Raw genomic sequence first — 17033 nt, 5'->3', positions numbered from 1 at the left:
GTAACGGCTGGGTTATTCATCGGTTTAATCTGATAATTCCCTGTTACATTTCAATCCAAAAGTATTTTTCCATTAAATTAATGTTGGGACGAAGTCTTAATTGTATAGTCTTGGACACTAGTTCCAACCAAAGGGCTTTTACCTGCTGTTTCAACTACAATGGGACCGGTAGTTGTATTTCCATTTGCTGGCAAAGTTGCTGTGAAAGAAATCGTCGAATCAGTCCAAGAATATGTATGGTTGTGTACGTTACCGCTGGACACAACATCTTGTTCAATACCATTGAGAAATAACTTACCCTTAGTTTTTCCAAAATTCACTCCTTTAATGGTATAGGTCTGTCCCTTTGTCAATGTATTATGGGTAACCTTCTCAACACTAAGAATAATAGGCATAGTTGATATATACGATTCTAGTTGGTTAACCAATAGCTTATATTCCACATCTTGATCAATTGAACTCAAGTCACCCGCATATTTTTTAATCCAACTTGGTACCACAAATAAGAAAGTATCCTTATGTATAGCCAAATCAGTATTCTTACTTGTTGCTGTGAAACAAGGCGAAAATTTAACAACTTTCATTGTCTCAGATTCATCTAAATAAAGATAGAGAACACTAACAATTGGCAATCCCAAAAGGTATTCGCACACAAAAAGGATATTCCCAATCTTATCTGTTTTTTTGGTCCTGTTGTAAGAGAAAGTGGCCTGTTTTCCCATAGCATTCAAAGTTGCCAAAAGTGCACCAGCTCCAATCCCATCCGTTAGTGCCACACCTAAAACAGCTTCCACAAATTTTATATTTATACTTACAGTGTCCTTTTCCATGGTGTAAGTCATATCTTCACGGTGAACATTGACAAACATACCACTTCGATTCACAATGTTTTCCAGTGGAACATAATCGTAAATCGTATAGTAATCAGTTGGTTTGTATGGCGGGGTTGCCCCAGGTTTTGTAGTACTGGTTATTGCCTTTGTCATTGCAGCAAAAAACACGGCCACTTCTTCAAACAAATCTTTCGCACTCGAATCTATATTTGACGTTATAGGTTCTGTTGAAGAAAGCATTATGTTTCCAGTTTCATTAAAAACATAATGTTTGACGGTGGGCTGATTGTATTTCTCCTCAGCAGATAATGGAGGGGCAATACTTCTTGTGGGCCACTTCACAGGAATTTTAGGCTTTTTATTGGAATCATGTGCATTGAAACTTGAGACCCCAAAAACATTTTCCTCCCTGTTTTTACCCTGGAAAATTTCTGTCCATGCACTATCATTCCTTGGAGGTACCGGACCAATGGCAGGGTCACTATGACCAAAGATTCTTGTATCATCCCAAATCTGATTTCGCTTTGCCGTTAAACAAACATCAGCCGAAAATTGGGCTATCCCTTCACCACATGTGGAAATGAATATTTCTCCTGGCGCTTCATTGTCCTCCATATTTTCGTTAATCAGTAATAAAAAATACGGTGCGTCGATGTCAATTGATCCAGGCTCACCATTACCAATTTCCTCGTTGTTACCATGAGCAACAACAATAATTGTGGAACCTTCTTTAAGTTCCAAAGTTTGAGATTTGATATCATTCCAATAATAGATACCATCTGGTTTCCCCCATTTAGGATTTAATTTTACCGATAAAATGTCTTGATCCGAAGACATGAATAATAAATAAAGCATGGCAATGTTTGATTAGTTAGTTAATAATTTGTGCTTAATAAAGAGAATTATTGTGGGGGAAGAATCTAAAGTTAGGATAAATATTTCATTAAGTTCGATTTACACTGTATTTTATTGTAGTATTTTACTTAAATATGTTAATATTTTTTCAACACAATCGATATCTCAGTGTTTTATTGAACATTTTTAATTAAACAAACACTCTTTATACTTTCTGAAGAATTGGGCTTCTCGTTAAAATCAGCGATAGACCCATAATTGAGGTTTTGAATACTTTGTTGAGGTTTAACAATGGAATATGTTGTAAAGAACCCTAAAGCTTGGAATATCTATAACTTCTGATCACCTTCAAGATCCATTCTACTTACTCATTCAATTTCGCTTCCCCTCCACAACAATACCTTTCCACCCCATCAAGGCATCATACGTACCGGATTCATTCTCGACGAATTCGAAAGATTCCGCTGCTTTGGGGTTTTCAAAAAACACCGTAGGAGTTTCTGCTTGTAGCGTTCCTATCTTTTCACCATCCTGAAAAATTACAAGGTAATCCCCTTCTACTTTCACATCCAATACCAATCCATCAAAATCAGCAAAAGTATAGGAACCCTCGTACCGCTCAAGCACTTCCTTATCCAATACAATTGCTTTTCTATGGATTTCCTTGGGATATTCCACCGGTTCAGATTTTAATATCTTCACTATATCCTCAATGGTATCAAAAAAGGGCATTTGATCGTAATTGGCCAATACTACAAAGTCAAAATCATTTACCAGATCACTGTATACCTGGGCACGTATACCTTTTGAACCTCCATCTTTAGCTATGGTCCCATTCTCGTTTTTTAAAAACGAAGCGTAGGGTTCCTGCTTTACATGATCCATAAACTTCTTCAAATCATCCACTGTGGAAAACAAGCGAGCCGTTCGGAATTCATCCCGCTGAATATTAGCCACCTCAACCACCAAACTATCCTTTAACACATGGTTCTGTGCCATATTTTTAACCCGGTTTTCTTCAACAAAAAAATGTGCTCCACTGCCATCCATTCCAATTGGCTCAAAAATTTCGTCAACAACACATTGGGCAAATGGTTTTTGGTAAGCTTTTGATATGATGTTATATAAAATCTCGTAACCAATATTGGAATATTGTACATCGGTACCTGGTTGAAACAAAAAGGGCTGTTTTTTTGCAAACTCCACAATTTGATCGGATGTCAAACTATACTCCTCCCCTTCAAGATCCATTAATTCCCGTGGCAGACCAGAAGAATGGTCCAATAACATTTGCAGCGTAATATCTTTCCCTTTGGGAAAATCCTCAAAAAACATATCCAAGGTCTGGTTTCTGTGCAGTTTATCTTCAACCTCTAATTTGGCCACCAAATAATAGGTCATCAATTTGGAAACGGAATGGATATCGAACTGTGTACTATCGGTAACATAAGTAGAACTTTGAATATCACTATCCAAGTTGTAAGCCTTCTTTAAAAGCAAGGTATCTTGTTTGTACGCCAATACTACTCCATTGAACTTTTGCAAGCCGGTAAGTTTAGAAAAATAGGTGTCCAACGAATCCCTTACCGACTCCATTTTTGGGGACAAACCCCCATTTTTTGGAGCATTTTCCTGTTCAGCACAGGCCAAGCACAAAATCAGACTGAAAACAATCAAACAATATCTCATGGTTTAGTTTTGGTGCAAAGAAGAAACAATTCCGGGTAAATTAATTGTAAAAATGGAAACCTTACTGATGACGCAACATAAACTCGGGTAGGTTGTTAAAAAACTGTAACGGCTTTACCCCGCATACTTTTTTAAAATCATTGATAAAATGAGGCTGGTCAAAATACCCATAGTCGTAACTAAGTTGAGTAAGTGAAACATCAGGGTTTTTGGACTTATATTTTACCAAATCCAATATTCTTACTGTTATGATGAATTTTTTCAGGGGGTACATCACTTCTTTTTTAAACACCTTGCCCAAATACTGCCTTGATCGGTTAAAATGTTCGCTCAACTGGTTCACCGTGACCTTTCCTTCATTTTTGTACACATATTCGCAGATTTCGCGAACCAATTCCATGGAAGGCGTCAAGGAAAACTGCATTTCCTCCATAAATCTCTCTGCCAAAGCAAACTGGTCATCTGTATTATCCAGTTCAAAAACTTGTTGGTAAAATCCTCCCCACTGATCGTTCAAACCATTGATATCCACCACGCCAGAACCATGTAGTGATGAGAAAAAGTGAGCGTTTGCCCAGGGCTGTAGTTTTATGGTAAAGAAGGTAAGGGAATCCTTTGCTTTGATCTTGTAAGGCGGCCTTACCTGGTGGATGGTAAAAACCTTACTGTTTATGGGAACTTCCTGTACTTCCGATCCATAATAAAAAGTACCTGCAGCCTCCTTGAAAAAGACCAGATCATAGCAGCAATCATCAATTACGGGTATAGGGCGTTGCTGATCTCCCTCTCCAATATGGATGTAATAGCATTCCCTGAACAAAATGTCCAGAGGCATTTTAGGATGATAAACGCTTATAACCACTTCTAAAAAATCAAGGCCCAAACAAAAAGTTTGAGCCATAACACCTTACAATTCCATTACATTACGTAAGCAGGTTGCCATCTTCGTCCCACTCGGCAATAATGCCGCGCTTACTCTGATCCACACATTTGGCCAACCATTCTTCGTCGTATGACACACCGTGCTGTTCCAAAACATCATCCGGCACACCGTCCCATACATTTGGCTGATTACCCTTATAGCCGATTTCCTCTATCCCGATTTTACTGGTATAAAAACCTGTCATGGTCAGGTTGCGCACCAAGGAGAAAAAGTTCACCTCGAAGGGCCGTTCGTTGCTGGGCGTTTCGGGATCGTAAAAGGCAATCCCGTCCAAAATGGCTTTTTGTTGCTCTTCGGTGGCTGTTTTAAACTCCACACCATACTCCGTATTGCTTTTGTGGTCCAACCACATGATTCCACCACGGATATCGGGCTGGAAGGCCTCATTGTCCTTGCACATAAATTCTATAAAACCGACCACATCGGCATCGGAAGCGGCCTTAAATTCTTCGGAGGGCGGCAAAATAAGATCGCAAAGTACGGTAAGGGTCTCCATCTCATGTGGATTCAAAAATTGCTCGTCCTGCAGTTCATTGATCAGTTCGGTTTCCAACGGCACCCTGCCCGGATAGGTGATCTTTGGTGCTTCCACCAATTCTTCTGCTCCTGTTGAGGGTTTACAGCCATGTACGGCCAATCCACCGGCCACGGAACCTAGTACTATCGATTTTAAACTCTTTCTTCTGTCCATGTCCTTAAATGTTTTGTTGTTTCAATTGCTCCACGATGTATTCCGAAGCTCTCATGGAAAGTGCCAAAATGGTCCACGTGCAATTCTTGTCCGCTTGCGAAACAAACGGTCCGGCATCCACTATAAATACGTTGTCAACCTCATGCAACTGCTGGTACTTATTGGTTACCGAAGTCTTAGGGTCATCTCCCATACGGGTAGTACCCACTTCGTGGATGATGTTACCCGGGTTGTGCAATCCATAATTGGTATCCTTGCCCGGTTTATCACCCAAGGGTTCACCTCCCATGTTGATCAAGATTTCTTCAAAAGTATCCTGCATGTGTTTCGCCTGGTTGATTTCATACTGGCTCCATTTGTAGTGGAAACGCAACACGGGGATACCAAACTCGTCTACCGTAGTTGGGTCTATCTCGCAGTAATTCTCTTTTCGGGCGATCGATTCACCTCGGCCGGCCATACCCACAACCGCTCCGTAATATTTTTTGGCATCGCTTCGTAGCACATCACCATAACCGCCCACCTTGGTTCCAAAGAACTTGTTGAACTCATTGGCATTGAATCCGAAACCGTAACTGGGCATTCCCATACCGCCCCACACTTCAATATGGTAACCGCGAGGGAAATCCAATTTGGAGTTGTCGCCCCACCATGGAGAATATACATGCATACCTCCCACACCATCTTCGTTGTAGGAAACTTTACGGTTCATTAAATCGGGAACAAAGGCAGCTCTATCCGCACCGGTGGAATCGTGAAGGTACTTCCCAACAACATCGCTGCTGTTGCCCAATCCATTGGGGTGCTGCTTGCTCTTGGAGTTCAAAAGGATTCGTGCCGTACTACAGGCGGAAGCTCCAAGAACCACAACCTTCCCTTTTAATTGATATTCTTTTCTGTCTTCTTTATTGATATAAGAAACCCCTGTGGCCCTACCTTCATCATCCGTGGTCACTTCACGAACCATGCAATTCACAAAAAGATCTATTTGACCACCATTTTTCTGGGCTGGGAAAATCAAACAGGTACCTGCTGAGAAATCGGCATATACCTGACAAGCTCGATTACATTGTCCGCAGTAGAAACACACGCCACGATCTTCGTTTATCTTTTTGGTAAGCATCGACATTCTGGATGGGTATACCGGAATGTTGCTCTTCCGCACCCCTTTAATATAAAAAAGCTCATGCAACCTTGGTTTTGGTGGTGGTAAAAAGAAACCATCGGGATCATTGGGCAACCCTTCGTTGGTACCAAAAACCCCGATCATCTTGTCTACCTTATCATAATAAGGTTTAATATCATCATAACTTATGGGCCAGTTATCGCCGTGACCATCCACATCTTTGTGCTTAAAGTCCTTGGGGCCAAAACGAAGCGAGATCCGTCCCCAGTGGTTGGTTCTACCTCCCAGCATTCTCGAACGGAACCACTCGAATTGGGTACCATCTTTTTGGGTATAGGGCTCTCCTTCAATATCCCATCCACCATAAGCGGCATCGAAATCGCCAAAAGGTCGGAAACGTGTACTGGCTCCCCTACGTGGACTTTGGTACGGCCATTTTAATTGGGTCTGGTATTCTGGCTTCGCCGGGTCAAAAAATGGTCCAGCCTCTACAACGGCAACTTTAAGCCCAGACTCTGAAAGCACTTTGGCGGCCATACCACCCCCTGCTCCCGAACCTACAATAATGGCATCGTAAACCGTGGAATTTTCAATAATTTGCATTGATATCAGTTTGGTTTAGTTTAAATAGTTTTAAATCAACCCATTACCTCCAATCCAAAAAGGTCTGTATTGATTCTATGTACATCTTATACGTTTTAAAGATACCTTTTCTGAAAATAAATTCTGATACTTTTTCAACTTTTCCTTTTAAAAAGCTACCCTAAAAACTCATTAAAATGGCCGATATTTGGAAAACAAACCATCTTAAACCTTTTAATGATCATGGGAAGATTTTTTACCCTTACCGTACTTTTTCTAATCACTTTCAACTCCTTGCTGGCCCAAAAGGGAAACAACTCCACATTAAAGATCAAGGATATTATGCAGGGCAATGACTTTGTTGGCCATAGACCGTCCAACGCCTATTGGTCCACAGATGGATCAACACTGTATTTTGATTGGAATCCAGATAGAGCGCTAAGTGATTCCCTCTACGCTTATTCCATAAGCAACAAAAACATAGAAAAAATAGGTTTTTTAGAGGCAAATGCACTTCCCTCTTCCAGGTTGACCTATAACCAAGCCAAAACAAAGGCTGTTTACTCCAAAAATGGCAATATATTTTTATTGGACCTTGCTACTTACGAATCCAAACCCATAACCAAAACCCAAGAACGGGAGAGCAACCCCCATTTTACCGATAATGGAAAAAGCATAGCTTTTGTGAAAGGGGGCGAGCTTTATACTTGGAACATAGCCAATGGTCTATTGGAGCAAAAAACCCAATTTGTAAAATCCAAGGACAAAGCGCCCAAACGCAACACTAAAAATGAATGGCTGTACCAAGACCAATTGGATATTTTTAATGTTTTGCAAGAGCGAAAAGCAAAACGTGATGCTGGTGATAGTATTAGAAAAAAGCTGGAATCTTTGGAACCCTTGGAGATTGAAACCAAGGGAAAAAGGGTCATAAGTCTTCAAATGAACCCTTCAGGATCTTATATCACCTACGTTTTAATGGACCGTCCAAATTCCAAGGGAACCATTGTACCGCATTTCGTAACCGAGTCTGGTTATACCGAAGATCAGAACACTCGCTCCAAAGTAGGAGACGAGCCCACACAATACGAAATGTTTGTCTATGACGTGGAACATCGAAAAAACTACCCTGTGGTACTGGATAATCTGGAAGGTCTGGACTATGTGCCCGAGTACACCAAAGACTATCCGGACAAACCCTATACAAACGAGGACCGTATCGGTTTTATAAATGGGCCTACATGGAATGCCGATGGCTCCAAGGGCATTTTGGACATTCAAGCGAACGATTATAAAGATAGATGGATCGTGTTGCTTGACCCTAAAACGGGCAAAGTGGAACAATTGGACCGCCAACATGATGAAGCATGGATTGCTGGCCCAGGCATAGGCAGATGGGGCGGTGGTTCCCTCGGATGGATGCCCGATGATAAAAGCATTTGGTTCATGTCCGAAAAAACAGGGTATTCCCATTTGTACACCATGAACCTAAGAAGTAAAAAAGCAAAAGCCCTTACTTCCGGTGAGTTTGAAATTTATGGTGCCTCTCTCTCAAAAGATAAAAGCAGATGGTATTTCACATCCAACAAAACCCATCCGGGCGACCGTCAATTTTATAGCATGTCCTTAAAAGGGGGCAAATGGGAAAAATTGACGAACATGGTGGGCAGAAATGACGTCGTGCTTTCTCCGAATGAGGATAAAATGGCAATTCTATATTCGTATTCCAACAAGCCCACTGAACTGTACATTCAAGACAATCCCATAAAAACCAGTGAACCTACCCAAGCAGAACAAATTACCAAGTCCAATACAGATGACTTCAACGCTTATGATTGGAAAGACCCTGAAATTATAACGTTCAAGGCATCGGATGGTGCGGAAGTTCACGCTAGACTGTATCAACCAGAGGCTTCCGCAAAAAACAAAGCGGCCGTGATTTTTGTACACGGGGCGGGGTATTTGCAGAATGCACACAAGTGGTGGAGCTCCTATTTTAGGGAGTACATGTTCCACAATCTTTTGGTGGACAACGGCTATACCGTACTCGATATTGATTATCGTGGAAGTGCGGGTTATGGTAGGGATTGGCGTACGGGCATTTACAGGCACATGGGCGGCAAAGATTTGTCGGATCAGGTAGATGGTGCCAAGATGTTAGTGGATGAATATGGAATCGACACGGATAAAATCGGTATTTATGGAGGTTCCTATGGCGGGTTTATTACGCTGATGGGCATGTTCAATGCACCAGATACCTTTAGTGCAGGAGGTGCGATCAGATCTGTTGGGGATTGGGCAGCTTACAACCATGGGTATACCGCAAGAATCTTAAATACCCCCGCTACGGACAGTTTGGCCTACAAACGCAGTTCGCCCATTTATTTTGCAGATGGATTGGAAGGTGACCTTTTGATTCTGCACGGAATGGTGGATGACAATGTTCATTTTCAGGACATGGTTCGACTTTCCCAACGTTTGATTGAACTCGGAAAGGAAAACTGGGAAATGGCCGTCTACCCTGTAGAACGACATGGTTTTGTGGAACCGAGCAGTTGGACCGACGAGTACACCCGTATTTTCAAATTGTTCCAAAAATCGCTTTTGGGGAAAGAATAACGTATTCCTAGGCGGGATGAATCTGAAAACTTTCAACAAAAAAACATATCTTCCTGCCTGAAAATTAACAAACAAGCTAGATGAAGGCATTGTTGAAAGCACTTGGCCCTGGCCTATTGTTCGCCAGTATGGCCATTGGCACCTCACACTTGGTGCTATCCACAAAAGCAGGGGCGCAATATGGATGGGTTATGGTGATCCCCATTATTTTGGCCAATTTGTTGAAGTATCCTTTTTTCGAGTTTGGAATTCGGTATACCACAGTTACGGAAAAAAGCCTGATTGAGGGATATACCAATTTGGGCAAGACATATTTGTGGATATATGCCTTTGTTACCCTGATTTCCACTTTTACCATCTTGGCAGCGCTTTATGTGGTAACGGCTGGACTGTTTATGAATCTGTTTGAAGTCACTTCGGTCGGTGCCGGCATTGTGTCTTTGGGATTGTTTGTTTTTATCAGTTTATTGTTGATCATCGGTAAATACCGGTTTCTTGAAAACTCTTTAAAAGCAGTGATCACCATTCTTTTTATTGCCCTGCTGGTCACTACGGTAATGGTGATCCAAAAAGGTCCCGTGCCCCATGCAGTATCCTATCAACGTCCTGAAATTTTTAATGAGGTAGGTATTTTGTTTCTAATAGGGCTTGTTGGATGGATGCCAACAGCAGTGGAAGCATCGGGCTGGGTTAGCCTCTGGGGTATGGAAAACCTGAAAACCATGAAGAACAAGCCGACACTTAAAATTGCCCTCCAAGAATTTAACGTGGGCTACATTTTAACGGCAGTTTTGGCCTTGTTCTTTATGATTATCGGCTGGATGACCTTATATGGCACTGGAACCGAACTTAGTGGCAACTCGGTAGTTTTTGCCGACCAATTGGTCAATCTGTTTACTGCCCATATTGGAAGTTGGGCCTACTTTTTTATAGCCGTAGCAGCTTTTGCGACCATGTTCAGTACTTGTATGACGGCACACGATGCCATCTCAAGGGTAAGTTTGGATGTCCTTCAAAAACTTTACCCCAAAAAGAATATCTACAATAGAAAACATGCCTTTGCCTTAATGGTCATTGCCATGGCTTGGATCAATTGGATAGTAATCAGTCTTTTTAGTGCAAACATGGGGGATTTAGTTGGGCTGGCCACTTTTGTATCTTTCGTTTTTGCGCCACTTTTAGGATGGATGAACCTAAAAACGGTAACAGGGAAAGATGTTGTAGAACAATATAGGCCAAAAATAGGCCTACGTGCACTCACGTATAGCGGGATTGTTTTTCTATCGTTATTTGCCTTATACTATTGCTGGGAACTAATGATGTAAGTTAATCGAAGAGTACGTTGTCATTGAGCACTACCACCAAAGAACGTTGGTTTTGTTTGTGCAATGTTTCCAAACAGAAGACCCCATTTGTGCAATTGTTCAATAGTTTATCCTCACCATAACCAATGGAATACAATATACTGTTGGCGGGAACACCATTTTCCAATAAATACCTTTTAATGGCGTCCGAACGTCCCTGGGTCAGTCTAAAATTAGTACTGCTACCTCCTCTACTATCGGTATAAGTCTCTATTCGCAGTTGGGCCTCCGGGAATGCTTTTATAAAATCGACAACCTTGTTCAGTTCTTTCTCAATTTCATAGGTTAATTGCGTAGAACTGGTATCAAAATAAAAGTCATCCATTTTTACCACCTTTTGGCCTTCCCGTTCTTCCACCAAATCGTCGTACAAGGCTATTTCAATATCAAAGGAACCGTTTTGTAATTCATCCAGTTCTTCTTTATTGAATCGCTCAATGTATCTTGAATATCTTTCTTTAGTAGCTTCCATCACCACTTCGGTCTCCTCGGGAATTTCCAATCGATATTGCCCATCTTCGTCAGAAATGGTCTCGGCCAACTTATTACCATCCATATCCCAAAGGCTAATAACAGTATTTGCAACCACATTGGGCCGGCGATTGGCATTGACCACCTCACCTTTAAACGTAATGGTCTTAAGACCAGGTTTTTCATCCACCTTAAAACCGTAAATATCGTCCTTTCCTTTACCTCCTGGACGATTGGAGGCGAAATATCCCAAGAGACCTTCTCCCTCGTTTCGTATGATCAACCCAAAATCATCAAATTCAGAGTTTATCTGATCGCCTAGATTAATAGGGATTCCAAAATCGCCACCTTCCATATTTGCCTTGTAAATATCCATTCCACCGAGACCGTAAAACACATCAGAGGCAAAATAAAAGCTGTTCTCGAATATAAAGGGAGCTATTTCGTTACCAGATGAATTGATTCGTGGTCCCAAATTGATGGGTGCGGACATGACCTGCCCATTGTTGGTATACACAAAGTAAATGTCCGTTCCTCCATAGCCATCCTCAAAATCGGCGGAGAAATAAAGTCTTCCATTGGTATCATCATAAAAAGGATAATAGAATGAGGTGCTCAAATCCTTAAGCAACAACTGATTGCTTCCCCCTATGGTCTGCTTGGCTATGGACAAAGCATTTTTTCCGTTGGAATCGAAGGAAAGCTCTCCATTTTGGGTATTGGACACCACATAGAACACACTGTTCAAGGCTGATGAATACGATGGTGTCGCCTTATGATAATCGGTATCTTCCAAAGCTTCAAAAACATGCAAGGACATAATTTGACCGGATGGCTGTATTTCCGATTCGTAAATATTAAAATACCCCTCGTTACCGGGTTCGTACCGTAGTTTTTTATTTACTTGACGACCCGTGGAAAACAAAAGCTTATTGTTGTAAAAACTTGGGGCGAAATCCGTTTGTGGGCTATTGGCCTCCAAATTAAAGATCGCGTAGTCCAACTCATTATCTTCCGCGCCATTTTGCATCAACTGTTCATTGAACTCAATGTTCTCCATAAGTTCTTTTGGGAAACTTGAGGAAATACTGGTCAAAAAGTCCTCCTTTCCTTCAAAGTCCGGAGTTTTGGCAAGGCTTTGCAACATTTTATTGTAATGGTGGCCATCCATCAAGGTATCCTGATCAAAGATTTCCATGTACGCTTCGGAGGCTTTTTCAAAATTATTGGTTTCATAATAAGCATCCGCAAGGTTTAAAAACTGTTGTTTGGTCAGAGTTCCTTCGTTAAGCTGTTTTTCATAAGCACCAACTGCTTTTTGGTACTCGTATTGAAAAAAGAAAACATCGCCTTCGGATTGTTTATTTTGGGCAAAGCAGAAAACCACGCCCAAAAGGGATGCCCATAATGTTAATTGTATTTTTTTTACATGGTTCATGTTAGAAAAATCTAGGGGAATCAATCTGCTTTCCTTTATTTTTTGACTTCTTGTTCTTTGATTTATTGTTTCCGGAACCAAAACCGCCTCTTCCAATATAAAATTTTAAAATGGCTTCGTGCGAACCACCGCTATATTCTCCCAGCCCATTGGTGTTATAATCATAGGAATATCCAATAAACATAGCGTTGGATATCTGGAACCCTGCCAATCCGCTCACAGCATTGTCGAATCGGTAAGAAGCTCCAACGGTCAATGCATCTATAAACTGGAAATTGGCAGATAGGTTGACCGTTACCGGAGATCCGCCCAAGTAATTCAATAAAAATGCCGGTTTAAATTTGGTCTGCTCTCCCAACTCGAACACATACCCTCCAATAAAGTTGAACTGCATATTGTCTTCCACAATAGTGGCCACTTCATCATTGTAAAGGGCATTGGTCAAAAAATTGGGTGCCGAAACCCCTAAATACCAATCTTCTTCGTGGTACATAAATAGTCCTGCCCCAACAGTTGGATAGAAGTTACTATAATTCCCTCCCAAAAGTGAAGGGTCAGAACCCTGCTCAAATGTACCTTCTGAATAATCCACGCTCAGAGATGACCCTCCGGCATTCAATCCAAAGGAAAGTTTGGTATCTTCCGACAATTGAATCTCATAAGAATAGGCCACATCAAAATAGGTTTGTTTGGAAGGCCCGAGTACATCGTTTACGATATTGACCCCCAATCCCATTTTTTCATTGTTAAAAGGAATGTTGGCACCACCGCGAATGGTTGTTGGCGCTCCGGGGATATCTACCCACTGGGCGCGGTACAACCCGATAATCTCCGGTGTCTCAACAGTACCCACATAGGCGGGGTTAAAACTACCGATATTGTACATGTACTGGGTATACTGGGGTTCCTTTTGTGCCTGTGCAAGCTCTATGGCCATAAAAAGCACAAGTAGAACAATTCTGTATTTTAAAAAAACTGTTGTATCTGGCATTTTAGTTGTTCCTTACAATTTGAATCCATCCTTTTACCACATCCGTTCCATCGCCATTTAGGTCCAGGATATAGAAATACGTACCCTTGGGCAACTGTCCGTTCTTTCCAGTGCCATCCCAAGAACTATCGTATCCATTCATTTGAAAAACGCTGTTTCCATAGCGGTCAAACACTTCAAATGTATTGTTTGGATATTGTTCGTCACCTACCAATGTCAATGTATCATTAAAGCCGTCATTATTGGGCGAAAAGATATTACAAATGGTTCCTGGATCTTCACATTGGCTTCGGTTTACTTGAACCTGAACGGTAGATGCATTGTTATCGGTAATTGTAGCATCTGCCGGGAAGGAAGAAATCAAGCTTGCCGTGTTCTCCAATATTCCACTTTCGATTACAGTCACTCTTATCTCCAATGTAACTACCTCCTCTGGACCGAGTGCATCAATGGTCCATTCTCCCGTATTTTGATCATAAGTTCCTTTGGAAGGAGTATTTGACAAAAGTTCAAATCCACTATCCAAAACATCACCTACCACAATATCCAATACGTTATCCATGGTAGTGTTTTCCAAAGTAATCGTAAATGTTATCTCGTCGTTCAGTAACACTTCTTCATCATCCACTTCTTTGGTAATGGCCAAATCAATATCCTCAGGGTTACAATCCGGTGTCAAGAATGGATCACATGGATCCAAAGGGTCTGTAGCATTTTCAGGAACAGCCACTGTGCTTGTGTCATCGACCACCAATACTTCTTCCCCATCCGTTAAACCATCACCATCGGTGTCAGGATTAGTGGGGCTAGTACCCAAAGTAGCTTCTTCCCCGTCCGTTAGGCCATCACCATCGGTATCCACAACACAGTCACTTACCGAAATGGTTACCTGTACCGAGGTATCTGTACAAGGTGCTTGCGCAACATTTGTAGTATATTCGAACACATAACTTCCACTGGGCAATCCCACAAAATCCACAGCGTTATCCGAACCAATGGTCAAAGTGCCACTGGATGGGTCGGTGATAATGGACCATGTTCCTGCATCCGCTCCGGTAAGCAAATCGTCCAAATCAATAACGTTCGGACCACCAGCCCCCGCAACATTGCACGCCACGGTATTGGAAGGTGTACCTGCAGTAGGTGCAGCATTGATTGTGGCTACAACTTCCACACGCTCTGTTTCACAACCATTGGCCGAAGCGGTTACATAAAACGATGTGGTTTCGGATAAGGTATTTGTTGTAAATGTCGCGTTGGTTCCCACAATAGCACCCCCTGTTGGAGCATCGTACCAGGTATAGTTAATCGTACTATCATCCGATACGGAAGCGCTCGCTGTAAGCGTCAAAATAGATGGACCACAGCCGGCATCTCCGTTGGCAACATCAATGGTAGGTGTAAAATTCCGAACCAAGGTTATGGGCAATATAGGACTGGCACAATCGTTGGTTTCATCATAAAAGAATCCATAATAAGTCCCCGGTTCCACCACATTACTACTGATCAAGTGTGCCCCGGTTTCTGTGGGGATATTACTTGTACTCCAAGTGAGGGTTGTGCCCGCAGGAGCTGTAGTACTGACCAAATAATCGTTTAAATCCGCATTTACTTCGTCGCAAAATTCAATGGTAGTATCAGTACCATTAAACTGGGGCGCCGTGTTCCCAGCATTACAAGGAAGTGAGCAATCGATGACTGTAATGGTCAAATCCACCGACTGGTCCACACATGGTGCCTGGGCAGTATCCGTGGTATAGGTGAACACATATTCCCCTAGGGGTTGACCATCAAAATTAATAATGTTGTTCGCATTGATAGTTATAGAAGATCCTGTTTGTGCACTGGTTACTGTCCATGATCCGGAATCTTGACCAGTAATTCGATCATCCAAATCAATAATAGTAGTGCCCCCGCTTTCTGTAGTGTTGCAGACGGAAATACCATTAGTATTGCCTGCATTGGGCTCCTCGTTCACAACCAAAGTAACGGTAACCGAATTTGGACTGGTACAATCGTTCAAAGGATCATAGAAAAATCCATAATAGGTGCCTGCAGTGGTTACTACATTGCTCGCTAAATAATCTCCGGTCACCGAAGTATCGGAATTGGTACTCCAACGTAATTCTGTAGTGACAGGTGGAGTGGTATCCACATAATCGTTAAGGTTTTGACTAAAATCCCCCAATGCGGTTACACAGAATTCAGTATCCAAACCATTAAGGACTGGGGATGTGGTTGCCAAACAGGAATCATCGTTATTGATGGTAATTGTAGCAGTATCTGAAATATCCACTGATAAAGAAGTCCCACCCAAATTATCCATAGAAACCGACAAAGTTTCATTTACTTCAATTAAGGCATCTGCAATGGGGTTCACATCAAAAGTTTGTGTTTCCCCTGCATTTCCGACAAAATTGAGTGTCAATCCATTTACTTGAGTATAATCTATTCCGGCAATAGCTGTACCATTGGTCGTGGACACTTGAACCGTAAAACCACCATCCACTGCATTATCTAAAGTTGCTGAAACCGTGATAGCTCCATCATCCTCATTTCCACTAGTATTTGCAATGGTAACTGCTGCTGAATCATCATTGGTAATGGTTCCCGTAGCCGGGGAACCGCTTACACCGACCCCGTTGGTAGGGGTGCCAAGGGCCACCGTAAAGGTCTCGTCGCCCTCCACTATCGCATCGTCCGTGATCGGAACGGTGATGTTCTGCACCTCGCTGGCCGTGCCCGTGAAGTTCAGCGTGCCACCGGCGCTGTCATAGTCCGTACCGCCGCCCGTAGCCGTGACGTCGGTGAATGTGTACGCGACGTCCGTGCCGCCCACAACCGCATTGTTCAGCGTGACCGCGAAGACAAGGTTGCCCCCGTCCTCCGCGACACTCGCATTGGTTATCGTAAGGGTGGCGCTGTCCTCGTCCGTGATCGTGCCCGTGGCCGGGGAACCGCTAAGACCTACCCCATTGGTCGGTGTACCAAGAGTCACTGTAAAGGTCTCGTTGCCCTCCACTATCGCATCGTCCGTGATAGGAACGCTGATGGTCTGTACCTCGCTGGCGGTGCCCGTGAAGTTCAGCGTGCCACCGGCGCTGTCATAGTCCGTGCCGCCGCCCGTAGCCGTGACGTCGGTGAATGTGTACGCGACGTCCGTACCACCGACCACCGCATTGCTCAGGGTTACGGAGAAGACAAGGTTGCCCCCGTCCTCCGCCACACTGGCGTTCGTTATGGTCAGGGTAGAAGTGTCGTCGTTGTTTATCGTATAGGTCGTCGTGGTCTGCGCCCCTAGCGTCGCGTCGCCGGTGGCCGTGCCCAGTGCAAGGTCGATCGTCTCGTTGGGCTCCACATCCGCATCGTCCGTGATGGACAGGGTCGGTATCGCGATGGCCGTGCCGGCCGTGCCGTCATAGGTGCCCGCA

10 protein-coding genes are annotated in these 17033 nt (G+C 42.8%); 2 read left to right on the top strand and 8 right to left on the bottom strand.

The features are described from left to right. Window positions 1–77: 77 nt before the first annotated feature. The 5 genes from J0X13_RS12915 to J0X13_RS12895 form a co-directional block, all read right to left on the bottom strand. Window positions 78–1688 (bottom strand): hypothetical protein, encoded by a 1611-nt coding sequence (locus tag J0X13_RS12915; RefSeq protein WP_207071819.1) that lies wholly within the window; start codon window positions 1686–1688, stop codon window positions 78–80. A 372-nt stretch (window positions 1689–2060) separates the two neighbouring features. After that, window positions 2061–3377, bottom strand: a complete 1317-nt coding sequence (locus J0X13_RS12910) for a serine hydrolase domain-containing protein (RefSeq protein ID WP_207071818.1) — start codon at window positions 3375–3377, stop codon at window positions 2061–2063. Between the two features lie 61 nt (window positions 3378–3438). Further along, a complete protein-coding gene (locus tag J0X13_RS12905) occupies window positions 3439–4212 on the bottom strand; it encodes a helix-turn-helix transcriptional regulator (RefSeq protein ID WP_207071817.1) in 774 nt (257 codons plus the stop codon). Window positions 4213–4300: 88 nt separating this feature from the next. Next, the gene (locus J0X13_RS12900) at window positions 4301–5011 is read right to left on the bottom strand and encodes a gluconate 2-dehydrogenase subunit 3 family protein (protein ID WP_207071816.1); all 711 of its coding nucleotides are present in this window, start codon (window positions 5009–5011) and stop codon (window positions 4301–4303) included. A gap of 4 nt (window positions 5012–5015) precedes the next feature. Then, window positions 5016–6740 (bottom strand): GMC oxidoreductase, encoded by a 1725-nt coding sequence (locus J0X13_RS12895; RefSeq protein WP_207071815.1) that lies wholly within the window; start codon window positions 6738–6740, stop codon window positions 5016–5018. A 222-nt stretch (window positions 6741–6962) separates the two neighbouring features. On the opposite strand from J0X13_RS12895, the gene J0X13_RS12890 reads away from it, so the two are divergent. Beyond that, on the top strand, window positions 6963–9338 hold the full coding sequence (locus J0X13_RS12890; protein WP_207071814.1) for a prolyl oligopeptidase family serine peptidase: 2376 nt from the start codon (window positions 6963–6965) through the stop codon (window positions 9336–9338). A gap of 80 nt (window positions 9339–9418) precedes the next feature. Then, window positions 9419–10663 (top strand): NRAMP family divalent metal transporter, encoded by a 1245-nt coding sequence (locus J0X13_RS12885; RefSeq protein WP_207071813.1) that lies wholly within the window; start codon window positions 9419–9421, stop codon window positions 10661–10663. A 1-nt stretch (window position 10664) separates the two neighbouring features. Here the strand turns inward: J0X13_RS12885 and J0X13_RS12880 are convergent, their stop codons facing one another. From J0X13_RS12880 to J0X13_RS12870, 3 genes are all read right to left on the bottom strand, one after another. After that, window positions 10665–12611: an OmpA family protein gene (locus J0X13_RS12880; protein WP_207071812.1), complete on the bottom strand. Its 1947-nt coding sequence runs from the start codon at window positions 12609–12611 to the stop codon at window positions 10665–10667. Window position 12612: 1 nt separating this feature from the next. Further along, the gene (locus J0X13_RS12875; RefSeq protein ID WP_207071811.1) at window positions 12613–13602 is read right to left on the bottom strand and encodes a PorP/SprF family type IX secretion system membrane protein; all 990 of its coding nucleotides are present in this window, start codon (window positions 13600–13602) and stop codon (window positions 12613–12615) included. Between the two features lies 1 nt (window position 13603). Then, window positions 13604–17033: Calx-beta domain-containing protein (locus J0X13_RS12870; protein ID WP_207071810.1), on the bottom strand; the 3430-nt coding region annotated here is incomplete at its 5' end.

This window comes from [Muricauda] lutisoli (nom. illeg.) (genome assembly GCF_017313105.1).
Lineage (GTDB): Bacteria > Bacteroidota > Bacteroidia > Flavobacteriales > Flavobacteriaceae > Flagellimonas > Flagellimonas lutisoli.
This window is presented reverse-complemented; position numbering and strand designations above follow the sequence as displayed.